Origin of the sequence: Arthrobacter sp. SLBN-53 (assembly GCF_006715585.1) — a bacterium.
In the GTDB taxonomy this organism is placed as follows: Bacteria; Actinomycetota; Actinomycetes; order Mycobacteriales; family Mycobacteriaceae; genus Mycobacterium; species Mycobacterium neoaurum_A.
Genome location: NZ_VFNN01000001.1, coordinates 5,303,815 through 5,325,939 on the forward strand (window position 1 = coordinate 5,303,815; position 22,125 = coordinate 5,325,939).

Genomic DNA, 22,125 nt, shown 5'->3' on the forward strand with positions numbered 1-22,125 from the left:
GCTCCCGAATTCGATTTGGCCTGCTCTGGGACAATAGTCCCGTGACGTCATCAGGATCGCTCATGTCCCGCATCGACCTGCGCGGTGCGGACCTTTCCGTGGCCCGGTTGCGTACCACCCTGCCGCGCGGTGGGGTCGACGTCGACGCCGTGATTCCCCGGGTCCGTCCCATCGTCGACGATGTCATGGCCCGCGGCGCGGTGGCCGCGCTGGAATACGGTCAGTCCTTCGACGGCGTGCGCCCCGACACCGTCCGGGTGCCCGCCGAGAAGCTGGCCGAGGCGCTTCGGGTCCTGGATGCCGATGTGCGGGCCGCCCTCGAGGTCGCCATCGAGCGAACCCGGGTCGTGCACGCCGACCAGCGCCGCACCGATACGACGACGACGCTGGCTCCCGGTGCCGTCGTCACCGAACGCTGGGTGCCGGTCGAGCGCGTCGGGCTCTATGTGCCCGGCGGTAACGCCGTCTACCCGTCGAGCGTGGTGATGAACGTCGTGCCGGCCCAGACCGCCGGTGTCGACTCGCTGGTGATCGCGAGCCCGCCGCAGGCATCGAACCCGCCGGCGTTCCAGGGTCTGCCGCACCCGACGATTTTGGCCGCGGCCGCGCTGCTGGGCGTCGACGAGGTGTGGGCCGTCGGCGGCGCGCAGGCGGTGGCGCTGCTGGCCTACGGCGGCGCTGGGGCGAGCGGAGCGACGGGAAATGGCACCGACACCTCGGGTGAAGAGCTGGATCCGGTCGACATGATCACCGGGCCCGGCAACATCTACGTCACCGCAGCCAAGCGCATCTGCCGATCCCAGGTCGGTATCGACGCCGAGGCGGGCCCGACCGAGATCGCGATCCTTGCCGATCACACCGCCGACCCGCGCCATGTCGCCGCCGATCTGATCAGCCAGGCCGAGCACGACGAGATGGCCGCCAGCGTGCTGGTGACCGACAGCGTGGCGCTGGCCGACGCCGCCGACGCCGAGGTGGCCGCCCAGCTGGAGACCACCGTGCACCGCGAGCGGGTCACCGTCGCGCTGACCGGTGCGCAGTCGGCGATCGTGCTCGTCGACGATGTCGAGGCCGGGTTGAAGGTCGTGAACGCCTACGCCGCCGAGCATCTGGAGATCCAGACCGAGGATGCCGCGGCGGTCGCTGCCCGGGTGCGCTCGGCCGGTGCGATCTTCGTCGGGGCATGGTCGCCGGTGAGCCTGGGTGACTACTGCGCCGGATCGAATCACGTGCTGCCCACCGCCGGGTGTGCTCGGCACTCCAGCGGACTGTCGGTGCAGACGTTCCTGCGGGGTATCCACGTCGTCGAATACGACGAGGCCGCACTCAAAGACGTGGCCGGCCATGTGATCACGTTGTCCAAGGCGGAGAATCTGCCCGCCCACGGCGAGGCCGTCCGGCGGAGGTTCGAACAGTGAGTGCGGCCAAGATCACCCTCGACGACCTGCCGCTGCGCGACAGCCTGCGCGGCAAATCCCCTTACGGCGCACCGCAACTGGTGGTGCCGGTGCGGTTGAACACCAACGAGAACCCGCACCCGCCCACCCAGGCGCTCGTCGATGATGTCGCCGAATCCGTGCGTGATGCCGCCGCCGAACTGCACCGCTACCCCGATCGCGACGCGGTGGCCCTGCGCGCCGACCTCGCCGAGTACCTGCGCACCCAGACCGGCGTCGAGGTCGGCGTCGACAATGTCTGGGCTGCAAACGGTTCGAATGAGATCCTGCAGCAGCTGCTGCAGGCGTTCGGTGGTCCTGGCCGGCGCGCCATCGGTTTCGTGCCGTCCTACTCGATGCACCCCATCATCTCCGACGGCACCCAGACCCACTGGCTGGAGACGGCCCGCGCCGAGGACTTCGGCCTGGACACCGACCGTGCCGTCGCGGCGATCACCGAGCACCGCCCCGACGTGGTCTTCCTGGCCAGCCCGAACAACCCCTCCGGGCAGAGTGTCACACCGGATGAGCTGCGCCGGGTACTCGATGCCGCGCCCGGGGTCGTGATCGTCGACGAGGCATACGGCGAGTTCTCCTCCCAGCCCAGCGCCATCGGGCTGATCGCGGACCATCCGGCCAAGCTCATCGTCACCCGGACCATGAGCAAGGCGTTCGCGTTCGCCGGCGGCCGGCTGGGCTACCTGATCGCCGACCCCGCCGTCATCGACGCGATTCTGTTGGTCCGGCTGCCGTATCACCTGTCCGCGCTGACGCAGGCAGGTGCGCGCGCCGCGCTGCGCCATGCCGATGAAACCCTGGGCAGCGTGCAGACGCTGATCGACGAGCGTGGCCGGATCGCGTCGGCGCTGACCGGCATGGGTTACCGCGTCATCCCCAGCGATGCCAACTTCGTGCTCTTCGGCGGTTTCGCCGATGCCCCGGCCGTCTGGCAGCGCTATCTCGATGCCGGTGTGCTGATCCGCGATGTCGGCGTGCCCGGCTACCTGCGGACCACCGTCGGCCTCGCCGAAGAAAACGATGTCTTCCTCGATGTGAGTGCCACGATCGCCGAATCCGGCGTCCTGAAGCAGAACCAAGGAGTCTCATGAGCCGCCGGGCCAAGGTCGAACGCAAGACCCGCGAATCGGACATCGTCGTCGAGATCGACCTGGACGGCACCGGTCAGGTCGACATCACCACCGGCGTGCCGTTCTTCGACCACATGCTGACCGCGCTGGGTAGTCACGCCAGCTTCGATCTCACCGTGCATGCCAAGGGTGACACCGAGATCGAAGGCCATCACACCATCGAGGACACCGCGATCGTGCTGGGCCAGGCACTCGGCCAGGCCCTCGGCGACAAGCGGGGTATTCGCCGTTTCGGTGACGCCTTCATCCCGATGGACGAGACACTTGCCCACGCCGCGGTGGACGTATCCGGCCGACCGTATTTCGTCCACACCGGCGAGCCGGATTACATGGTGGAGTTCACCATTGCCGGATCCGGTGCCGGTTCGACCGCGCCCTATCACACGGTGATCAACCGGCACGTGTTCGAGTCGCTGGCCTTCAACGCCCGCATCGCGCTGCACGTGCGCACCCTCTACGGTCGCGATCCGCACCACATCACCGAGGCCGAGTTCAAGGCCGTCGCCCGCGCACTGCGCCAGGCCGTCGAATACGATCCGCGGGTCACCGGCGTGCCCTCGACCAAGGGCACGTTGTAACCGTGGGAGTTTCCAAGAAGGTCACCATCCTCGACTACGGCTCCGGGAACCTGCGCTCGGCGCAGCGTGCCCTGGAGCGCACCGGCGCCGAGGTCGAGGTCACCGCCGATCGTGCCGCGGCGCTGCAGGCCGATGGTCTGGTGGTGCCCGGTGTCGGCGCGTACGAGGCGTGTATGGCCGGGCTGCGTGCGATCGACGGTGAGCGACTGATCGCCAAGCGCGTGACCGCCGGGCGGCCGGTGTTGGGGATCTGCGTCGGAATGCAGATCATGTTCACCGAGGGTGTCGAGTTCGGTGTGCAGACCCGCGGATGCGCCCAATGGCCCGGTGCGGTGACGCGACTGGACGCTCCGGTCATCCCGCACATGGGGTGGAACACCGTCGACGCGCCATCGGAGAGCACCCTTTTCAAGGGCCTCGACACCGACACCCGGTTCTACTTCGTGCACTCGTATGCGGCACAGACCTGGACCGGGGCCGCCGACGCGACGCTGACCTGGGCGACGCATGCGGTGCCGTTCCTGGCCGCCGTCGAGAACGGCGCGCTCTCTGCCACCCAGTTCCACCCCGAGAAGAGCGGCGACGCCGGTGCGACGCTGCTGCGCAACTGGGTCGACAGCCTCGATTGAGACGACAAGTAAGGTAACCGCACGTGTCATTGATTCTTCTTCCCGCCGTCGATGTCGTCGAGGGACGGGCGGTACGCCTCGTGCAAGGCGTGGCCGGCAGCGAGACCGAGTACGGCTCGGCCCTGGACGCGGCGTTGGGTTGGCAGCGCGACGGCGCCGAGTGGATCCATCTGGTCGATCTGGATGCGGCCTTCGGTCGCGGTTCCAATCGTGAACTGCTCGCCGAGGTCGTCGGAAAGCTCGACGTTGCCGTGGAACTGTCCGGTGGTATCCGCGACGACGAGTCGCTGCGCGCCGCGCTGGACACCGGGTGCCGGCGGGTGAACCTCGGGACCGCGGCGCTGGAGAACCCCCAGTGGTGCGCCGCGGCGATCGCCGAGCACGGTGACAAGGTCGCCGTCGGTCTGGACGTGAAACTGGAGAACGGCGAGTACCGGCTGCGCGGCCGCGGTTGGGAAACCGACGGTGGCGACCTGTGGCCGGTGCTGGATCGCCTTGTCGGCGAGGGCTGTTCGCGCTTCGTCGTCACCGATGTCACCAAGGACGGCACCCTCAACGGGCCCAACCTGGAGCTGCTGGCTGCGGTGACCGAGCGCACCGATGCCCCGGTGATCGCCTCCGGCGGCGTGTCCAGCCTCGATGACCTGCGGGCCATCGCCACCCTGACCGACCGCGGGGTCGAGGGCGCCATCGTCGGAAAGGCGCTCTACGCAGGGCGATTCACCCTTCCCGAGGCGCTCGGCGCGGTCAGCGGCTGATGCTCGAATCCGAGCGGTTGGCCGGCCTGGTCGCGACGGCCGCCGAGATCCTCGACGAGGCGTCGGGGCAGTTCGTGGCGGGCCACCGGGCCGATTCGGCGGTGCGCAAGCAGGGCAACGATTTTGCCACCGAGGTGGACCTGGCCATCGAGCGGCAGGTGGTCGCCGCGCTGTCCGAGCGCACCGGCATCGGGGTGCACGGCGAGGAATTCGGCGGAGAACCGCTGGATTCCGAGTTGGTCTGGGTGCTCGACCCGATCGACGGCACATTCAACTACGCGGCGGGCTCACCGATGGCCGCGATCCTGCTCGGGCTGCTGTACCGGGGAACTCCGGTGGCGGGGCTGACGTGGCTGCCGTTCGTCGGCAACCGGTACACCGCCATCGTCGGTGCGCCGTTGCGCGACAACGGCACCGAAATGCCCGCCCTGGGCACCACGGGGCTTGCCGAATCCATCATCGGTATCCAGACCTTCAACATCGATTCACAGGGCCGGTTTCCCGGTCGTTACCGCGTCGAGGTGCTGGCCAACCTGAGCCGGGTGTCCTCGCGGATCCGCATGCACGGGGCCACCGGGGTAGACCTGGCCTACGTGGCGTCCGGAATCCTCGGCGGGGCCATCAGTTTCGGTCACCATGTCTGGGACCACGCCGCCGGTGTCGCGCTGGTGCGGTCGGCCGGTGGGATCGTCACCGACCTGGCCGGCGAACCGTGGACCATCGAATCGAAGTCGGCGCTGGCCGCCGCGCCGGGTATCCACCAGGACATCCTGGAGCTGGTGGCCGCGGCCGGGGCCCCGGAGGATTACTGACATGGCCATTGCAGTCAGGGTCATCCCGTGCCTGGACGTCGACGACGGCCGGGTGGTCAAGGGTGTCAACTTCGAGAATCTCCGAGATGCCGGCGATCCGGTCGAGCTGGCCGCGGCCTACGACGCCGCCGGGGCCGATGAGCTGACCTTCCTGGATGTCACCGCGTCCTCATCGGGACGCAGCACCATGCTGGAGGTGGTGCGCCGCACTGCCGAACAGGTTTTCATACCGTTGACCGTCGGCGGCGGCGTCCGGACGGTCGCCGATGTCGACATCCTGTTGCGGGCGGGCGCGGACAAGGTGTCGGTCAACACCGCGGCCATCGCCCGGCCCGAACTGCTCGCCGAGTTGTCCCGCCAGTTCGGCTCGCAGTGCATCGTGCTGAGCGTGGATGCCAGGACGGTGCCCGCGGACCAGGAGCCGACGCCGTCGGGCTGGGAGGTGACCACCCACGGTGGACGCCGGGGCACCGGTATCGACGCCGTCGAATGGGCCCGCCGCGGAGCCGAGTTGGGGGTGGGGGAGATCCTGCTGAACTCGATGGACGCCGATGGCACCAAGGCCGGTTTCGATCTGCCGATGCTGCACGCGGTCCGCGAGGCCGTCTCGGTGCCGGTGATCGCCAGCGGTGGCGCGGGAGCGGTGGACCACTTCGCGCCCGCCGTGCATGCCGGTGCCGATGCGGTGCTGGCGGCCAGCGTCTTCCATTTCGGTGAGCTGACGATCGGTGAGGTGAAGGCCGCGATGGCCGCCGACGGCATCGAGGTGCGATGAGCGCTTGCGCGAAGAGCCGAGGACTGAGCTGATGGCTCTCGACCCCGCCATCGCATCGCGGCTCAAACACAACGAGGCCGGTTTGTTCACCGCGGTCGTCCAGGAGCGCGGTAGCGGTGATGTCCTGATGGTGGCCTGGATGGACGATGCCGCGTTGGCCCGCACGCTGGAAACCCGCGAGGCAACCTATTTCTCGCGATCGCGCGGCGAGCAGTGGATCAAGGGTGCCACCTCAGGGCACACCCAGTACGTGCACTCGGTTCGGCTCGATTGTGACGGCGACAGCGTGCTGTTGGAGGTCGATCAGGTGGGTGGCGCGTGCCACACCGGTGACCACAGTTGTTTCGACGCCGACCAACTACTCGGGGACGGCTGACCGGTTTTGTCGGTGCCATCGTTGAGAATGACGGGGTGACCGAAGATACCGCTGCCGCACGCAAGGCGCGCGGCGCGTTCTTCACCCCGACATCGATCACCAGGTACCTGGCCGACTGGGCCGTCCGCGGCCCCGCCGACACGGTGTTCGAGCCGTCCGCCGGCGATGCGGCCTTCCTGGTGGCCGCCACCGAACGGCTGCGCGGTCTCGGGGTCGAGACCCCCGAGCTGCACGGTGTCGAGATCCACGCCGCCAGCGCGGCCTCCGCCCGGCGCCGGGTGGCCCAGGCCGGTGGCAGGGCGACGGTCCGCACCGCCGATTTCTTCGATGTCACCCCGCGGCCCACCTACACGGCGGTGTTGGGAAACCCGCCTTATATCCGGTACCAGGATTTCCGGGGCAGGCAGCGGGCCCAGTCCCGCCGTGCGGCGCTGCACGCGGGGGTGACGCTCTCGGCGTTGGCGTCCAGCTGGGCGGCGTTCACGGTGCATTCCGCGCTCTTCCTGGCTCCCGGTGGCCGGATGGCGCTGGTGCTGCCTGCGGAATTGCTCAGCGTCAACTATGCCGCCGCGGTCCGCAAGTTCCTGTTCGACCGGTTCGCCAGCGTCGAGTTGGTGATGTTCGACGAGCAGGTCTTCCCCGGGGCGGAGGCCGATGTGGTGCTGCTGCTGGCAGACGGGTTCGGCGCGGGCCCATCCGGGCACGCCGTCATCCACCGTGCCCGCAACGCGGATTCGCTGAATACCGAATTGGTGCAACGACATTGGTCACCCGAAGACCCCTCGGACAAATGGGTCAGCGGTCTGATCGGGCAACGCCCCGTCGAGGTGTTGCACGGTCTGCAGGCCGCGGGGCATTTCGACGTGCTGGAACGTTGGGGTGAGACCACGCTCGGCATGGTCACCGGCAACAACGGCTATTTCGCGTTGTCCCCGCAGCGCGTCGTCGAACTCGGTCTCGACGACGCTGACCTGCTCACGTTGTCGCCGCCGGGCAGCGCACATCTGCGCGGGCTGGTGCTCTCGGCCCAGCAACTCGGTGCCCTCGGTGCGCAGGGCCGCGCGGTGCACCTGTTCCGGCCCGGTGAGAATCCCTCGTCCGCCGCGCGGCAGTACATCGCGGCGGGCCAGGCCGCCGGGGTGCACCTGGCCTACAAATGTCGCGTCCGCACACCGTGGTACCGGGTCCCGTTGCTCGCCCCGGCGGACCTGCTGTTGACCTGTATGAACGCCGATACGCCGCGGCTTGTCACCAATCGCGCGCACGCGCACCACCTGAATTCGGTGCACGGGGTGTACCTGCGCGCCGAACTCGCCGCGCTCGGTCGTGACCTGTTACCGCTGGCCGCGTTGAACTCGGTGACGGTGTTGCACGCAGAGATGGTGGGGCGCGCCTACGGCGGCGGCGTGCTCAAGATCGAACCGCGAGAAGCGGATCGCTGGCTGGTGCCCGCACCCGAGGTCGTGGTGGCGCGAGCGGCCGAGCTGCGGGCGGTGCGGCGCAGTGTGGCCGGTCTGCTGTCGCGCGGCAGGCTGCTCGATGCGGTGGCGCTCGTCGACGACGCGTTGGGTCTGGACGCAGATCTGGAATCGGTTCGGGCGGCTCGTCATTCGTTGGCAACACGCCGGGCGGTAAGGTCGCGTCGTGCCCGCTGAACCGTCCACGAAGGCCACCGCCTGGGCCATTTTCGATCGGATCGTCGCCGACGCCGCGCCCGATGGGCAGCACACCAACCCGTGGATCCGGACCGGTGACGCGCTGAGCTTCGAGCCCGACTTCCGGGTGTTGCGCAAGCTGCTGGGCGTGCCGTTGTATCTTGGTGCACCGTCGACCACCGGTGTGCCCGCCCTGGCGCTGGATGTGTGGATGGCCTACGAGTTGCGCCGTGCCGGCTTCGATCCCGATGCGGTGTGGCCGCGCGCGACCGACCCGCGCATCATGCCCGGTGCGATCGCGCATCTGCTGCAGGCACTGCCGGTGCGGGAGCGTCAGCTGATCGAGCAGCGGTTGCGGCGCTCGATGAAGGGCGTATCCGCTTCCAGCGCAAGTGTCTTGGGCAAGCACTACATGAAGCAGGTCGATGTCATCATGTCCGACTGGGACACCGGTCCAGAACTGCTGATCAGCACCAAGCGGATGGATTCCAGCTTCGGCAAGAACGCTGCGAACCGCGTCGAGGAGAGCTACGGCGATGCCAAGAACCTCCGGTTACGGCACCCGCTGGCCGCGCTCGGGTTCGTCTACGGGTTGCGCTCGACGATCCTGACCTCCGAGCCGGACAAGGCGGAATGGATGGTCGATCTGCTGGGCAAGCTCGGTACCGAGGATGACGCGTACCACGCGGTCGCGTTGGTGATGATCGACTATGAGGACGGAGTATCCGCTGTCGGGGAGACCCCCGGCGATGAGGTCGACAGCGTCGAGAAGGCGGACCCGGACACCCTGTTCGAGATCGTCGACGTCGAGACCGCGGCCGTCGATCAGGCCTTGGCGGCGTTGCCCAATGTCGTGATCCGCCACGATGCGGTGCCCGCCAACCTCCAGCCCGCGCGATTCCTGGCGACGATGGCCCATCGGGTCATCGACACCGCGCCCGTGACGCGCCACCGCGAGGCGCGGCGTCGCCGCAACGCCGCCGCGCCGCAGCACTAGCATCGCGCCCGTCCGCGGGTGGCCCGTGCGCTCCAGCGGCCGTCCTCGAACCCGACGGTCACCGGATGCCGGAATGCCGCGCTGACGTGCTCGGTGGTCACCGTCGTGATGGCAGGCCCGCTGGCCACGGTGCGACCCTGACCGATCAGCACGGCGTGGGTGGTGCTGATCGGCAGTTCCTCGAGGTGGTGGGTGACCAGTATCGACGCCATCTCCGGATGCGTGTGGGCGAGTGTGTCGATGGTTTCCAGCAGCTGTTCGCGCGCCGCGACGTCGAGGCCGGTGCTGGGTTCGTCGAGCAGTAGCAGCTTCGGATCGGCGATCAGGGCGCGCGCGATCAAGGTGCGGCCGCGCTCACCGTGGGACAACGTCGGCCACACCGCGTCGGCGCGGGCGGTGAGCCCGACGGTGTCGATCAGTTCGTCGGCGCGGCGGATCTGTTCGGCGCTCGGGGTCCAGCGCGCCGCGGTGTCGACGGTGGCGGTCACACCGGTCAGCACCACCTCACGCACGGTCAGAGGGTACTGCAGCCGGTGCCGGGGGTTGACGTGACCGATCGAGCGACGCAGGACCGTCAGATCGGTGGTGCCCATCCGCGCCCCCAGGATGGTGACCGTGCCGCTGCTCGGAAACGTCACTGCCGCACAGAAACCCAGCAGGGTGCTCTTACCCGCCCCGTTCGGGCCGAGCAGTGCCCAGTGCTCGCCGGCCTGCACCGTCAGCGAAATGCCGTCGATGATCTGCTTGCCGTCCCGACGGAACGTGACATCGGCGAGCTCGAGTACGGGCGTCATGAGAAGGTCTCCTGCAGTGTGCTCAGGTGGGTTCGGCTGGCCGCGGACGCGGCAGCGGCCGAGCGTGCGGTGATGGCGTCGGCAAGTTCCCGGTGGCAATCGTGGTCGGCGGCCGCGCTGGCGACGGGTGCGATCTTGAGCATGTCGATCATGGCGGAGCGAAGTCGCGGCAGGAAGGCGTCGAACAGGCCGAGCAGCACCTCGTTGTGGGCGGCCGCGATCACCGCCCGGTGAAACGCCATATCGGCGTCGACGTGGTCGGGGATGGAGCGGCCCTCGACTCCGCGGGCGGCCAGTGTGCGGCGGATCTCCCGCAGATCCGCGGGTGTCCGGCGGCCGGCGGCCAGCGCCGCGGCCTCGGCCTCGATGGCGATGCGCGCCTCGACGACGGTGGCGATGGTGGCGCGGCGCAGGACGACATCCCAGTCCTCGGCGGTGTCCAGCGCGGTGACGAATACGCCGGCACCCTGCCTGCTTTCGACGACACCACGGCCGGCGAGTTCTCGGATGGCCTCGCGCACGGTGGAGCGGCCCACGCCCAGTTGGGCGGCAAGCGTTGTCTCACCGGGTATCCGATGCCCGAGCGGCCATTCGCCGTCGCGGATCCGGTTCAACAGCAGTTCGGCGGCTTGCGCCGCCAGCGGGTGTCGTTGCACCTGGCTCACCATCATGGCGACCTCTCTACTTGTCTGAGGAGTCGTGTACAGTCTAGCCATCATGACGCACCAGCTTCTCCTTCGCCGCCTCGACGGGGTCTGACCGACCGGCCCCCTGTCGTGGGGCTTCGTCGCGCCGGTCGGAACTCCGCCCGACCGACAAGGGAAACGCTCGTGAACTGGAACCGTCAACAACCCTCTCCGATGCCGTGGCACCGCTATACCGATATCTACGATCGTGTGGAAGTGCCACTGCGGCAACGTCACTGGCCCGACGCCAGGCTCGTCCACGCGCCGCTGTGGGTGCCGGTGGATCTGCGTGACGGCAATCAGGCACTCGCCGAACCCATGGACCCCGCGCGCAAGAAACGGTTCTTCGAACTGCTCGTCGCCATGGGATACAAGGAAATCGAGGTGGGGTATCCGTCCGCGTCGCAGACCGACTACGACTTCGTCCGGCTCATCGCCGAATCCGATATCGCACCCTCGGACGTCACCATCGTGGTGTTCACCCCGGCCAGGCGTGATCTCATCGAGCGCACCGTGGAATCGGTGCGCGATATCGGCAACGACGTGGTCATCCACCTGTACGCCGCGACCGCGCCGACGTGGCGGACCACCGTGCTGGGCAGGGACCGTGCCGAACTGCGTGAGTTGATCCTCTCCGGCGGCCGCGATGTGCTCGAGCTGGCCGCAGAACACCCCGGGATTCGCTTCGAATTCTCCCCGGAGGTGTTCAACCTGACCGAACCGGACTACGTCCTGGAGATCTGCGATGCCATGACCCAGCTGTGGTCGGCGACGCCCGATCGCCCGGTGATCCTGAACCTGCCGGCCACCGTCGAGGTCGCCTCACCCAACGTCTATGCCGATCAGATCGAATACATGCATCGCAACATCGCCCGCCGGGACAGCGTCATCCTCTCGGTACACCCGCACAATGATCGCGGAACCGGGGTCGCCTGTGCCGAACTCGCGGTGCTGGCCGGCGCGCAGCGGGTGGAGGGGTGCGTTTTCGGCAACGGCGAACGCACCGGCAATGTCGACATCGCCACGCTGGCGCTCAACCTCTACGCCCAGGGTGTCGACCCCGAGATCGATTTTTCCGATATCGACGAGATCGCCCGCACGGTCGTCCATTGCACCCGGATGCCGATCCACGAGCGACACCCGTACGTAGGCGATCTGGTGCACACGGCATTCTCCGGCACCCACCAGGACGCCATCAAGAAGGGGCTGGCCGAGCACCGGGACCGGGCCGCGGCAACCGGCCGGCCGGAAGGTGACATCGAGTGGCGGGTCCCGTATCTGCCGATCGACCCGGCCGATATCGGGCGCACCTACGAGGCGGTGATCCGGGTCAACTCACAGTCGGGCAAGGGCGGTATCGCCTATCTGCTGCAGGCAGACCACGGGCTGGACCTGCCGCGCCGGTTGCAGATGGATTTCGCCCGCCGCGTGCAGACACGCACCGAAAACAGCGGGGTGGAGATCGACTCCGATGAACTGCTGGAGTTGTTCGAGGATGCCTACCTGCGGGCAGACGGTCCGGTACAGCTGAAGGACTGGCGCACCGGCGCCGATGGGAGCACCGCGATCACCCTCGTCGTCGACGGGTGCGTGCACACCGGCGCACACGACGGCATCGGGCCGGTCGAAGCGCTCACCCGGACGCTGGCCGCCGCCGGACGTCGCGTCGACATCCTGAGCCTGACCCAGCAGTCGATCGGCGCGACGGCCATCAGCTATCTGGAGCACCGGGCCGGCTGGTCGTGTGGGCGCGGCGACTCGGTGCTGGGTGCCTCGATGGCCGCGGTTATGCACGCGGTCAACGCGACCTGAGCACCTCGAGTGCCTTGTCGGCGTGGGTGTCCATGCTGAGCTCGCTGGAGATGACGTCGAGGATCCGGCGGTCGGTGTCGATCACGAAGGTCGTGCGCTTCACCGGCATGAACTTGCCCAGCAGGCCGCGCTTGACGCCGAAGGCGGTGGCGACGGCGCCGTCGGCATCGGAGAGCAGCGGGTAGTCGAAACGCTGCTGCTCGGCGAACTTGGCCTGTTTGTCGACCGGATCGGTACTGATGCCCACCCGGGAGGCGCCGACGGCGGCGAACTCGCCGGCCAGGTCGCGGAAGTGACAGGCCTCCTTGGTGCACCCCGGCGTCATCGCTGCGGGGTAGAAGAACAGCACAATCGGACCGTCGGCCAGCAGCGCGGTCAGACTGCGGGCAGTACCGGTCTGGTCGGGCAGTTCGAACTCGGCCACCTGGTCGCCGGTCTTCAGATGAGTCACGGCTGCCCACGCTACGCCCGGTGCGGGTTCGGCGTCTGGGAGGATTGGCCCCGTGCAACGACCAACGCCCGCCGACACCCTGGCCGTCACGACCGCGCGCGCGGACTTCCGGGACCTTGCCGCCGGCCATCGTGTGGTGCCGGTGACCCGCAAGGTGCTCGCCGACAGCGAAACCCCGCTGTCGGCCTACCGGAAGCTGGCCGCCAACCGGCCGGGCACCTTCCTGCTGGAATCGGCCGAGAACGGCCGGTCCTGGTCGCGCTGGTCGTTCATCGGAGCCGGCGCACCGTCGGCACTGACGGTGCGTGACGGCGAGGCCGTCTGGCTGGGCACCACCCCGCAGGGGGCGCCGTCGGGTGGTGACCCGCTGACGGCGCTGCGGACGACGCTGGATCTGCTGGCCACCGCGGCACTGCCCGGGCTGCCGCCGCTGTCCTCCGGGCTGGTCGGGTTCTTCGCCTATGACCTGGTGCGGCGGCTGGAACGGCTGCCCGAGCTGGCCACCGACGACCTCGGCCTGCCGGACATGCTGCTGCTGCTGGCCACCGATATCGCCGCCGTCGACCACCACGAGGGCACCATCACCCTGATCGCCAACGCGGTGAACTGGAACGGCACCGACGAACGCGTCGACGAGGCCTACGACGATGCGGTGCGGCGCCTCGACGTGATGACCGCCGCGCTGGCCGAGCCGCTGGGCTCCAGCGTCGCCACCTTCAGCAGGCCGGTCCCGCAGTACCGGGCCCAGCGCAGCGTCGAGGAGTACACCGCCATCGTCGAGAAGTTGGTCGGCGATATCGAGGCCGGCGAGGCCTTTCAGGTGGTGCCCTCGCAGCGTTTCGAGATGACCACCTCCGCTGACCCACTCGACGTCTACCGGATGCTGCGCGCCACCAACCCCAGTCCGTACATGTACCTGCTCAACGTGCCCGACGCCCAAGGCGGGCTTGACTTTTCGGTGGTCGGGTCCAGTCCGGAGGCGCTGGTCACCGTCGTCGACGGCAAGGCGACCACTCATCCGATCGCCGGTACCCGGTGGCGCGGGGACACCGAGGAAGAGGACCTGCTGCTGGAAAAGGAGCTGCTCGCCGACGAGAAGGAACGCGCCGAGCATCTGATGCTGGTGGACCTGGGCCGCAACGACCTCGGGCGGGTGTCGGAACCGGGCACGGTCCGGGTCGAGGATTACAGCCATATCGAGCGCTACAGCCATGTCATGCACCTGGTGTCCACGGTCACCGGGCAGCTCGCCGAGGGCAGCACCGCGCTCGATGCCGTCACTGCGTGCTTCCCGGCGGGCACGCTGTCCGGCGCGCCCAAGGTGCGGGCCATGGAGCTCATCGAGGAGGTCGAGCTGACCAGGCGCGGCCTCTACGGCGGGGTGCTGGGATATCTGGATTTCGCAGGCAACGCCGACTTCGCCATCGCCATCCGGACCGCGCTGATGCGCAACGGCACCGCCTATGTCCAGGCCGGCGGGGGAGTCGTCGCCGACTCCAACGGCCCCTATGAGTACAACGAGGCGACCAACAAGGCCAAGGCGGTGCTGGCGGCCGTCGCTGCCGCCGAGACGCTGCGCGAGCCGCTGCAGACCGAGTCGTCATGATCAGGGCCGCGCAGGGGTTGCTGGTTCTGGGCGCTCTCGCACTGTGGGTGGCCTCGCGGTTGCCGTGGGTGCAGATCAGTTCGGCCGACGGTCTCGGCCAGCCGAAGACCACGACGCTCAACGGGGCCGCCTGGTCGACCGCGCTGGTGCCGCTGGCGCTGGTGCTGCTGGCCGCCGCCGTCGTCGCACTGGCGGTGCGCGGGCGGCTGCTGCGAGCGGTGGCGGTGCTGGTGGCCGCCTGCAGTGCCGGGATCGGCTACCTGGGGGTCAGCCAGTGGGTGATTCACGACATCGCGGTGCGCGCCGCCGGGCTGGCCGGGGTGCAGGTGGCGGACCTGGTGGGATCGCAGCGGTTCCATGCCGGCGCGGGCACGGCGCTGCTCGCGGCGGTGATCACGCTGGTCGCAGCCGTGATCTTGATGCGCTCGGCGGGTACCGGCACGACGGCCGGGGCGCGCTACGCGGCGCCGGCGGCGCGTCGCGAGGCGGTACGCGGTGAGGCGGCCGACGGTACCGCGGGCATGTCGGAGCGGACCATGTGGGACGCCATCGACGAGGGGGCCGATCCCACGGTGGCCCCGGCCCCGACACCGGCCGATGAGCACAGCGAGCCGGGCGGCGAACCGGACAACAAGGGTCGGTGATGGCAGGTGCAGCGATGCCGACTAACCTTCATGGGAACGCTCCGACCGATCGCAAAGGACCAAGGCCAATGACGGCGACCGTGCTCGACTCCATCATCGAAGGAGTCCGCGCCGACGTTGCCACCCGGGAAGCCGCGGTCAGCTTCGCCGATATCAAGCAGCGGGCCAAGGACGCGCGCCCCGCGCTGGATGTCATGGCGGCGCTGCGGGCGCCCGGTATCGCGGTGATCGCCGAGGTCAAGCGGGCCAGCCCGTCGCGCGGGGAGCTCGCCTCCATCGCGGATCCGGCGCAGCTCGCGACGGCCTACGAGGACGGCGGCGCCCGCATCATCAGCGTGCTGACCGAGGAGCGCCGTTTCCACGGCTCGCTCGACGATCTGGACGCGGTCCGTGCCGCGGTGTCGATCCCGGTGCTGCGCAAGGATTTCATCGTCGGGCCTTACCAGATTCACGAGGCGCGCGCCCACGGCGCGGACATGCTGCTGCTGATCGTCGCGGCGTTGGAGCAGCGGGCCCTGGAATCGATGCTCGACCGCACCGAATCGCTCGGGATGACCGCCCTTGTCGAGGTGCACACCGAGGAAGAGGCCAACCGCGCGCTCGATGCCGGGGCCACCGTCATCGGTGTCAATGCCCGTGACCTGAAGACCCTCGAGGTCGACAGGGACTGCTTCGCCCGGATCGCTCCCGGTCTGCCGACCGACGTGATCCGGATCGCCGAATCGGGCGTCCGCGGTACCGCCGATCTGCTGGCCTATGCCGGTGCGGGTGCCGATGCGGTGCTGGTCGGCGAGGGGCTGGTGACCAGCGGCGACCCGCGCGGGGCGGTATCAGAGCTGGTCACCGCGGGTGCGCACCCGTCATGCCCGAAACCTTCCCGCTGACTCAACCGATGAGCCGCTCACTCGAAGAGGCGTTGTGAACATGGGCGATATCTCCGGATTGCCGAACACCAGTGCTGCACTGGCCGAACCGACCAGCCACGACCCGGATGCCAGAGGGCATTTCGGTGCCTACGGGGGCCGGCTGGTTCCCGAGGCGCTGATGGCCGTCATCGAGGAGGTGACCGCCGCGTATGAGAAGGCGCGCAGCGATCAGACCTTCCTCGATGAGTTGGACCGGCTGCAGCGTCACTACAGCGGGCGCCCCTCGCCGATGTACGAGGCGGAGAACCTGAGCCGCCACGTCGGTGGCGCGCGGATCTTCCTCAAGCGAGAAGACCTCAACCACACCGGATCTCACAAGATCAACAATGTGCTCGGGCAGGCGCTGTTGGCTCGCCAGATGGGCAAGACCCGGGTGATCGCCGAGACCGGGGCGGGCCAGCACGGAGTCGCGACCGCGACGGCGTGTGCGCTGCTGGGGTTGGAGTGCGTCATCTACATGGGCGCGGTCGACACCGCCCGGCAGGCGCTCAACGTGGCCCGGATGCGCCTGCTTGGTGCGCGGGTGGTCGCGGTGGAGTCGGGTTCGGCCACGCTCAAGGACGCCATCAACGAGACCTTCCGTGACTGGGTGGCCAACGCGGACAACACCTATTACGCGTTCGGCACCGCCGCCGGACCGCACCCGTTCCCCCTCATGGTCCGTGATTTCCAGCGGATCATCGGTTTGGAGTCGCGGGTCCAGATCCAGGAGCAGGCCGGCAGGTTGCCCGACGCGATCGCCGCGTGCGTGGGCGGCGGTTCCAACGCCATCGGCATCTTCCACGCCTTCCTCGATGACCCGGGCGTGCGGCTGATCGGTTTCGAGGCCGCCGGTGACGGTGTGGAGACCGGGCGGCATGCGGCAACCTTCGCCGGTGGTTCCCCCGGTGCGTTCCAGGGATCGTTCTCCTACCTGTTGCAGGACGAGGACGGCCAGACCATCGAGTCGCACTCGATCTCGGCGGGCCTGGACTATCCGGGCGTGGGGCCCGAACACGCGCTGCTCAAGGATGTCGGACGCGCCGAGTACCGGCCGATCACCGATACCGAAGCGATGGACGCCTTTTCGCTGTTGTGTCGCACCGAGGGGATCATCCCGGCCATCGAATCGGCCCATGCGGTGGCCGGTGCGGTCAAGCTTGCCGCCGAGCTGGGTCCGTCGGCGATCATCCTGGTGAATGTGTCGGGCCGCGGCGACAAGGATGTCGAGACGGCCGCCAAGTGGTTCGGATTGCTGGGGGATGACGCGTGAGCCGATTGTCGTCGGTGTTCGAGACCTGCCGTGCCGAGGGTCGTGCGGCACTGATCGGTTATCTCCCCACAGGATTTCCCGATGTGGACACCTCCATCGAAGCCATGACGGCGCTGGTCGAATCCGGTTGCGATATCGTCGAAGTCGGCGTTGCGTACTCCGATCCCGGGATGGACGGACCGACGATCGCCCGCGCCACCGAGGTGGCACTGGCCGGCGGGGTGCGGGTGCACGATGCGTTGCGGGCCGTCGAGGCGATCAGCAACGCCGGTGGTGCCGCAGTGGTGATGACCTACTGGAATCCGGTGCTGCGCAAGGGCGTCGAAACGTTTGCCCGCGACCTGGCCAACGCCGGCGGGCTCGGTCTGATCACCCCGGACCTGATTCCGGACGAGGCCGATGACTGGATGGCGGCATCGGAGTCCAACGGTCTGGACCGCATCTTTCTGGTGGCGCCGTCCTCGACACCGGAGCGGCTGGCCGCGACAGTGCAGGCCTCCAGCGGATTCGTCTACGCCGCATCGACGATGGGCGTCACCGGCGCGCGTGACGCGGTCTCCAACGCCGCACCGGAGTTGGTGAGTCGGGTCAAGGCCATCTCGGATATCCCGGTCGGGGTCGGGCTCGGCGTGCGTTCCGGACAGCAGGCCGCCGAGATCGCGGCCTACGCCGACGGTGTCATCGTCGGTTCGGCGCTGGTATCGGCACTGGATGACGGCGTCGATGCGCTGCGGACATTGACCACCGAACTGGCCGATGGCGTGCGGCAGGCGGTTCGCGCATGACGGTGACCACGCTGGCCTATATCCCCAGTCCGGATCAGGGTGTGTGGTTCATCGGCAGCGTGCCGCTGCGGGCGTACGCGCTGTGCATCATCGCCGGCATCGTCGCCGCGTTGGTGATAGGTGATCGCCGCTGGGCGGCGCGCGGTGGTGAACGCGGCGTCATCTACGACATCGCACTGTGGGCGGTGCCGTTCGGTCTGGTCGGTGGGCGGCTCTATCACGTGATGACCGACTGGCCCACCTATTTCGGTGAGGGTGGCGCCGGTCTGGTCGCTGCCTTCCGCATCTGGGACGGCGGCCTGGGGATCTGGGGCGCGGTCGCGTTGGGTGCGGTGGGCGCGTGGATCGGGTGCCGTCAGCGCGGGATTCCGTTGCCGGCGTTCGGTGATGCGATCGCACCGGGCATCATCCTGGCCCAGGCCATCGGTCGGCTCGGCAATTACTTCAACCAGGAGCTGTACGGTCGCGCGACGACCGTGCCGTGGGGCCTGGAGATCTACGAACGTCGTGATGCGGCCGGCTTCCGGGACACGCTCAACGGTGTGTCGACCGGACAGGTCATCGGTGTGGTGCACCCGACGTTCCTGTACGAGCTGTTGTGGAACCTGTTGGTGTTCGCGCTGCTCATCTGGGCCGACCGTCGGTTCAATCTCGGCCATGGCCGGTTGTTCGCGCTGTATGTGGCCGGGTACTGCGTCGGTCGGTTCTGCGTCGAGCTGTTGCGCAGCGATACCGCGACCTTGATCGCCGGGATCCGGATCAATTCGTTCACCTCGACGTTCGTGTTCATCGGCGCGGTGGTCTACATCATGGTCGCGCCCAAGGGACGCGAGGCGCCCGAGACATTGGTGGGTAAACAGGCACAGCAGGTGTCGGTGGACGACCTGGATACCGACGACCTGGACACCACGGTGATCGCGACGGCTGGTGCCGCAGGTGGTGCCGCCGCCGCGGTGGCGGTGGCGGATCCGCCGGACACGAAGGTGGCTCTCGACGAGCAGGCGACCGAGGTCGCCGAAGCGGCCGACCGTGCCGATATCGACGAGGTGGCCGTCGAGACCGCGGTGCTCGAGATCGCCGAGCCCGACGGTGAGCCGGAACCGGCCGATGACGATCTCGCGGGCGAAGAGGTCGAGGGCGAAGAGAGTGAAGGCTCTGCCGAGGCCGAGGCGGCCGATGAGTTCGAGGCCGAGGCTGCCGCCGCGGACACGTCCGTTGAGGACGCAACGTCCGACGAGGGTGAGCCTGCGGCCGGGGCGGCTGCCGGTGACGCCGATGCAGCCGATGAAGACGGTGCGTTGCCGTCGGGTCCGGAGGCCGAGCTGCTGGCGGTGACCGATGTCGAGCCGGATACCGCGGGTGAGGGCGAGGTTGTCGACGAGGCTGACGAGGCTGAGGCTGAAGCGGTTGAATCCGATTCCGCCGCTCAGCCGGTTTCGGAGCCCGCCGACGCGGCCGAGGCAGCTGCCGATGACGACGCAGCCGTCGATGAAGACGCGGTAGTCGATGAAGACGGTGCGTTGCCGTCGGGTCCGGAGGCCGAGCTGCTGGCGGTGACCGATGTCGAGCCCGATACCGCGGCTGAGGATGAGGTTGCCGATGAGGTTGCCGATGAGGCTGACGAGGCTGAGGCTGAAGCGGTTGAATCCGATTCCGCCGCTGAGCCGGTTTCCGAGCCCGCCGACGCGGCCGAGGCAGCTGCCGATGACGACGCAGCCGTCGATGAAGACGCGGTAGTCGATGATGACGGTGCGTTGCCGTCGGGTCCGGAGGCCGAGCTGCTGGCGGTTACCGATGTCGAGCCCGATACCGCGGCTGAGGATGAGGAGTCCTCGGAGTTCGAGCCTTCGGAGGCTGAACCGGCGGAGTCCGACTCCGATGCTGATGCAGCCGCAGAAGAGCCGGCTGCCGAAGCCGAAGACAGCACCGAAGCCGAGGACACCACCGAAGCCGAGGACACCACCGAAGCCGAGGACACCACCGAAGCCGAGGACAGCACCGAAGCCGAAGACAGCACCGAAGCCGAGGACAACACCAAAGCGGACGACAGCGCCGGAACCGAAGCTGCTGCCGCGCCGACTCAAACCCCGTTTTCGACAACCCCACTCACAGCTCGTGAACCCCGCAAGAGGTTCTGGCAGCGCCGGCGCTGAGTACGCCTACCGCTCCTCACCGGAGTCGTCCTCTCGACGTCGGAGGAGTTGTTCGGGGTGGTGGTAGTGGTTGACGGTGTCCTGGCCGATATCGAGTAACGGCGGCGGATGCCAGTGCACGCGGCCGTCCGGGCCGATGCTGGTGGTCCACCCGGTATCGAAAGCCAACTGATTATCTGCGGCACAACCCAATCCGAGTCCCGTGATATCCGTCTGTCCGCCTGCGCTCCAGTCTTGTTCGGCGTGCATGCCCTGGCAACCCGCTCCACTGACCGGGCAGTTGGGCATGGTGCAGCCTCGGTCACGGCTGATCATGACCAGTCGTTGAGCTTTGGAGGCCAGGCGTTTGGAGCGGGCCAGGTAGAGCGGTTCGGCGGTGTGCTCGCGGTAGATCAGCAGGTAGTGGTGCGCATGTGCGGCGAGGCGGATGAGGTCGCGCATCGGCATCGTGGTGCCCACCGAGGTGTGGGCGATCCCTGCCGCGTCGTGTAGCTCGGCCAAGGTGGTGGACACCACCACGGTGACCGGTAACCCGTTGTGCTGGCCCAATTCTCTGGACATCAACGCGTTGCGGACGACCGCCTTGAGTGCATCGTGATAGCGCTGGGAGGCGCCACGGGTATCGCGACCGGCCGCGCTGCGGGGGTCCACATCCAGTGCGGCGCGGCGCCCCTGCAATTCCTCGAACGGCACCGGTGCGGGGCTCGGGTCGGCCAGTGCCGCGTCCAAGTCGGCACGGCGCTGCTCGAACGGTTCGGCCGTGGGCGCCATGGCCGGCGTATCGGGTTGAACCTGCACAGCGGGTGCCGGTGCGGGCAGACCGTCTGCACCGTTCAATGGGTTCGGCGAGGGATTGGGAATCGGCGCTTCGTCGGCGGGATTGTTGATCCCCGGAGCGCCCCACACCTGATTCACCGTCTTGAGGTAGGCGCCCAGCTCCGGATCGACCCACCCCGAGATGCGGATCAACCCGTCGGGATCCTGGCGTCCCAAGGTGATTCCGCGCTCGTGGGCGGCGATATCAGGACCATCGCCATCGGGGTTGAGCGCACAGATCGCGTAGTCGGCGACCTCACGCAAGGTGCGCGGGGTGATCCGGGTAGCCGCCTCGACCAGATCCGCCTCCAGTTGTCCGCACCGCTGCCGGTCGGCGTAGCGGCCCGCCCGCTCCACCGCGGTGCGGATCTCCTGCACATGCTCAAGGTTGATGGTGCCCTCGGCCAGGGCCGCGGCGCATGCGGGCAAGGTCGGTCCCAGCACCTGCCCGTCGAGGCTGTGGCGTGGCCCGAGGTCGGCGGCATCACGTAGCCGGTGGGCGGCCTCGGCCTCCGAGATCCGCAGCCGGATGGTCAGGATCTGGGCCCAGGTGCGGGCACCGATCTCTTTGGGCGTGCTCTGGGCCTGTAGCGCGGCCAGGATGCGGTGGTCGAGCACGGCGGTGGTGCGGGCGCGGTGCTCGCGCTGAGATTGCAGCGTCAACAGATCAGCCGGCGACAGGCGGGTGACGTCGAGGGCGGCCAGCTGCTCACAGGCGGAGTCGTATGCGTCGAAGACCGCCAACACGGCCTCTCGATCCGCCACTCCATTCGCCAACATGTTCGAATTCTATCGACAAGCACCGACACGGACACGCGTTGTCCACAGGCCTCTGAGCTATCCACAGATGCAGAAAAACTACTGGCGCCCAATCGGTTTCAGGGGTACAAGCATGCCGTTCGGAGCGCGAGTCACGCCGGCGGCATCGCGTGCGGCGGGCCACCGAGAACACACGTCGATTGTTTCCGACCAGTTTCGTCGATGCTGCGGTCGTGAAACCCCGGGCGCACCAGCACCATCGGACTCGATGTGAGTA

The 22,125-nt window shown here is 68.3% G+C and carries 21 protein-coding genes; 17 read left to right on the forward strand and 4 right to left on the reverse strand.

The genetic code is table 11. The annotated features are described in order from the left end of the window. The first annotated feature begins 62 nt into the window (after window positions 1–62). From hisD to FBY28_RS25430, 10 genes are read left to right on the forward strand one after another with little or no spacing between them, the layout of a single operon-like run. Window positions 63–1,418: a histidinol dehydrogenase gene (gene hisD / locus FBY28_RS25385; protein ID WP_141869899.1), complete on the forward strand. Its 1,356-nt coding sequence runs from the start codon at window positions 63–65 to the stop codon at window positions 1,416–1,418. Beyond that, window positions 1,415–2,545: a histidinol-phosphate transaminase gene (locus tag FBY28_RS25390; RefSeq protein WP_141869900.1), complete on the forward strand. Its 1,131-nt coding sequence runs from the start codon at window positions 1,415–1,417 to the stop codon at window positions 2,543–2,545. The genes hisD and FBY28_RS25390 overlap by 4 nt, the downstream gene beginning before the upstream one ends. Next, window positions 2,542–3,162: an imidazoleglycerol-phosphate dehydratase HisB gene (gene hisB / locus FBY28_RS25395; protein ID WP_141869901.1), complete on the forward strand. Its 621-nt coding sequence runs from the start codon at window positions 2,542–2,544 to the stop codon at window positions 3,160–3,162. Before FBY28_RS25390 ends, hisB begins: the two co-directional genes overlap by 4 nt. Window positions 3,163–3,164: 2 nt before the next feature. Further along, on the forward strand, window positions 3,165–3,791 hold the full coding sequence (hisH, locus tag FBY28_RS25400) for an imidazole glycerol phosphate synthase subunit HisH (RefSeq protein WP_141869902.1): 627 nt from the start codon (window positions 3,165–3,167) through the stop codon (window positions 3,789–3,791). 23 nt (window positions 3,792–3,814) lie between these two features. Continuing rightward, window positions 3,815–4,549 carry a bifunctional 1-(5-phosphoribosyl)-5-((5-phosphoribosylamino)methylideneamino)imidazole-4-carboxamide isomerase/phosphoribosylanthranilate isomerase PriA gene (priA, locus tag FBY28_RS25405; protein WP_141869903.1) on the forward strand — a complete coding sequence of 245 codons (735 nt, stop codon included), beginning with the start codon at window positions 3,815–3,817 and terminating at the stop codon, window positions 4,547–4,549. After that, entirely contained in the window at window positions 4,549–5,361 is an 813-nt protein-coding gene (locus FBY28_RS25410) for an inositol monophosphatase family protein (protein WP_141869904.1), read from the forward strand. Before priA ends, FBY28_RS25410 begins: the two co-directional genes overlap by 1 nt. A 1-nt stretch (window position 5,362) precedes the next feature. Further along, window positions 5,363–6,136 carry an imidazole glycerol phosphate synthase subunit HisF gene (gene hisF / locus FBY28_RS25415; RefSeq protein ID WP_141869905.1) on the forward strand — a complete coding sequence of 258 codons (774 nt, stop codon included), beginning with the start codon at window positions 5,363–5,365 and terminating at the stop codon, window positions 6,134–6,136. A gap of 31 nt (window positions 6,137–6,167) precedes the next feature. Beyond that, a complete protein-coding gene (gene hisI, locus FBY28_RS25420) occupies window positions 6,168–6,512 on the forward strand; it encodes a phosphoribosyl-AMP cyclohydrolase (protein ID WP_141869906.1) in 345 nt (114 codons plus the stop codon). Window positions 6,513–6,547: 35 nt separating this feature from the next. Then, complete coding sequence (locus FBY28_RS25425; RefSeq protein WP_174241750.1) at window positions 6,548–8,167, forward strand: N-6 DNA methylase; 1,620 nt, start codon at window positions 6,548–6,550, stop codon at window positions 8,165–8,167. Continuing rightward, window positions 8,157–9,164 (forward strand): hypothetical protein, encoded by a 1,008-nt coding sequence (locus FBY28_RS25430; RefSeq protein ID WP_141869908.1) that lies wholly within the window; start codon window positions 8,157–8,159, stop codon window positions 9,162–9,164. Before FBY28_RS25425 ends, FBY28_RS25430 begins: the two co-directional genes overlap by 11 nt. On the opposite strand, the gene FBY28_RS25435 is transcribed toward FBY28_RS25430, so the two are convergent. Together FBY28_RS25435 and FBY28_RS25440 are read right to left on the reverse strand one after the other, a co-directional pair. Next, window positions 9,161–9,958: an ABC transporter ATP-binding protein gene (locus FBY28_RS25435; RefSeq protein ID WP_141869909.1), complete on the reverse strand. Its 798-nt coding sequence runs from the start codon at window positions 9,956–9,958 to the stop codon at window positions 9,161–9,163. The genes FBY28_RS25430 and FBY28_RS25435 overlap by 4 nt on opposite strands. Next, complete coding sequence (locus FBY28_RS25440; protein ID WP_286178473.1) at window positions 9,955–10,629, reverse strand: FadR/GntR family transcriptional regulator; 675 nt, start codon at window positions 10,627–10,629, stop codon at window positions 9,955–9,957. The genes FBY28_RS25435 and FBY28_RS25440 overlap by 4 nt, the downstream gene beginning before the upstream one ends. A gap of 189 nt (window positions 10,630–10,818) precedes the next feature. On the opposite strand from FBY28_RS25440, the gene FBY28_RS25445 reads away from it, so the two are divergent. Then, a complete protein-coding gene (locus FBY28_RS25445) occupies window positions 10,819–12,456 on the forward strand; it encodes a 2-isopropylmalate synthase (RefSeq protein ID WP_141870461.1) in 1,638 nt (545 codons plus the stop codon). Here the strand turns inward: FBY28_RS25445 and FBY28_RS25450 are convergent. Next, window positions 12,443–12,907, reverse strand: coding sequence for a peroxiredoxin (locus tag FBY28_RS25450; protein WP_141869910.1), 465 nt, complete (start codon window positions 12,905–12,907; stop codon window positions 12,443–12,445). The genes FBY28_RS25445 and FBY28_RS25450 overlap by 14 nt on opposite strands. A 52-nt stretch (window positions 12,908–12,959) precedes the next feature. Between FBY28_RS25450 and FBY28_RS25455 the strand changes: the two genes are divergently transcribed. The 6 genes from FBY28_RS25455 (at window position 12,960) to lgt (ending at window position 20,273) form a co-directional block, all read left to right on the forward strand. After that, window positions 12,960–14,513, forward strand: coding sequence for an anthranilate synthase component I (locus tag FBY28_RS25455; protein ID WP_141869911.1), 1,554 nt, complete (start codon window positions 12,960–12,962; stop codon window positions 14,511–14,513). Beyond that, window positions 14,510–15,157, forward strand: coding sequence for a TIGR02234 family membrane protein (locus tag FBY28_RS25460; protein ID WP_141869912.1), 648 nt, complete (start codon window positions 14,510–14,512; stop codon window positions 15,155–15,157). The genes FBY28_RS25455 and FBY28_RS25460 overlap by 4 nt, the downstream gene beginning before the upstream one ends. Before the next feature lie 68 nt (window positions 15,158–15,225). After that, on the forward strand, window positions 15,226–16,041 hold the full coding sequence (gene trpC, locus FBY28_RS25465; protein WP_141869913.1) for an indole-3-glycerol phosphate synthase TrpC: 816 nt from the start codon (window positions 15,226–15,228) through the stop codon (window positions 16,039–16,041). Window positions 16,042–16,081: 40 nt separating this feature from the next. Further along, the gene (gene trpB, locus FBY28_RS25470; protein ID WP_019512063.1) at window positions 16,082–17,335 is read left to right on the forward strand and encodes a tryptophan synthase subunit beta; all 1,254 of its coding nucleotides are present in this window, start codon (window positions 16,082–16,084) and stop codon (window positions 17,333–17,335) included. Further along, entirely contained in the window at window positions 17,332–18,120 is a 789-nt protein-coding gene (trpA, locus tag FBY28_RS25475; protein WP_141869914.1) for a tryptophan synthase subunit alpha, read from the forward strand. Before trpB ends, trpA begins: the two co-directional genes overlap by 4 nt. Continuing rightward, window positions 18,117–20,273 carry a prolipoprotein diacylglyceryl transferase gene (gene lgt / locus FBY28_RS25480; protein WP_141869915.1) on the forward strand — a complete coding sequence of 719 codons (2,157 nt, stop codon included), beginning with the start codon at window positions 18,117–18,119 and terminating at the stop codon, window positions 20,271–20,273. The genes trpA and lgt overlap by 4 nt, the downstream gene beginning before the upstream one ends. Before the next feature lie 6 nt (window positions 20,274–20,279). On the opposite strand, the gene FBY28_RS25485 is transcribed toward lgt, so the two are convergent. Then, window positions 20,280–21,869 carry a DUF222 domain-containing protein gene (locus FBY28_RS25485; RefSeq protein ID WP_141869916.1) on the reverse strand — a complete coding sequence of 530 codons (1,590 nt, stop codon included), beginning with the start codon at window positions 21,867–21,869 and terminating at the stop codon, window positions 20,280–20,282. Between the last annotated feature and the right edge of the window lie 256 nt (window positions 21,870–22,125).

What these genes read in the sequence shown, in the direction of transcription:
- hisD (WP_141869899.1), top strand. Translation starts at nt 63, where the DNA reads ATGTCCCGCATCGACCTGCGCGGTGCGGACCTTTCCGTGGCCCGGTTG.
- hisB (WP_141869901.1), top strand. Translation starts at nt 2,542, where the DNA reads ATGAGCCGCCGGGCCAAGGTCGAACGCAAGACCCGCGAATCGGACATC.
- FBY28_RS25410 (WP_141869904.1), top strand. Translation starts at nt 4,549, where the DNA reads ATGCTCGAATCCGAGCGGTTGGCCGGCCTGGTCGCGACGGCCGCCGAG.
- hisF (WP_141869905.1), top strand. Translation starts at nt 5,363, where the DNA reads ATGGCCATTGCAGTCAGGGTCATCCCGTGCCTGGACGTCGACGACGGC.
- hisI (WP_141869906.1), top strand. Translation starts at nt 6,168, where the DNA reads ATGGCTCTCGACCCCGCCATCGCATCGCGGCTCAAACACAACGAGGCC.
- FBY28_RS25435 (WP_141869909.1), bottom strand. Translation starts at nt 9,958, where the DNA reads ATGACGCCCGTACTCGAGCTCGCCGATGTCACGTTCCGTCGGGACGGC.
- FBY28_RS25440 (WP_286178473.1), bottom strand. Translation starts at nt 10,629, where the DNA reads ATGATGGTGAGCCAGGTGCAACGACACCCGCTGGCGGCGCAAGCCGCC.
- FBY28_RS25445 (WP_141870461.1), top strand. Translation starts at nt 10,819, where the DNA reads ATGCCGTGGCACCGCTATACCGATATCTACGATCGTGTGGAAGTGCCA.
- FBY28_RS25460 (WP_141869912.1), top strand. Translation starts at nt 14,510, where the DNA reads ATGATCAGGGCCGCGCAGGGGTTGCTGGTTCTGGGCGCTCTCGCACTG.
- trpC (WP_141869913.1), top strand. Translation starts at nt 15,226, where the DNA reads ATGACGGCGACCGTGCTCGACTCCATCATCGAAGGAGTCCGCGCCGAC.
- trpB (WP_019512063.1), top strand. Translation starts at nt 16,082, where the DNA reads ATGGGCGATATCTCCGGATTGCCGAACACCAGTGCTGCACTGGCCGAA.
- lgt (WP_141869915.1), top strand. Translation starts at nt 18,117, where the DNA reads ATGACGGTGACCACGCTGGCCTATATCCCCAGTCCGGATCAGGGTGTG.
- FBY28_RS25485 (WP_141869916.1), bottom strand. Translation starts at nt 21,869, where the DNA reads ATGTTGGCGAATGGAGTGGCGGATCGAGAGGCCGTGTTGGCGGTCTTC.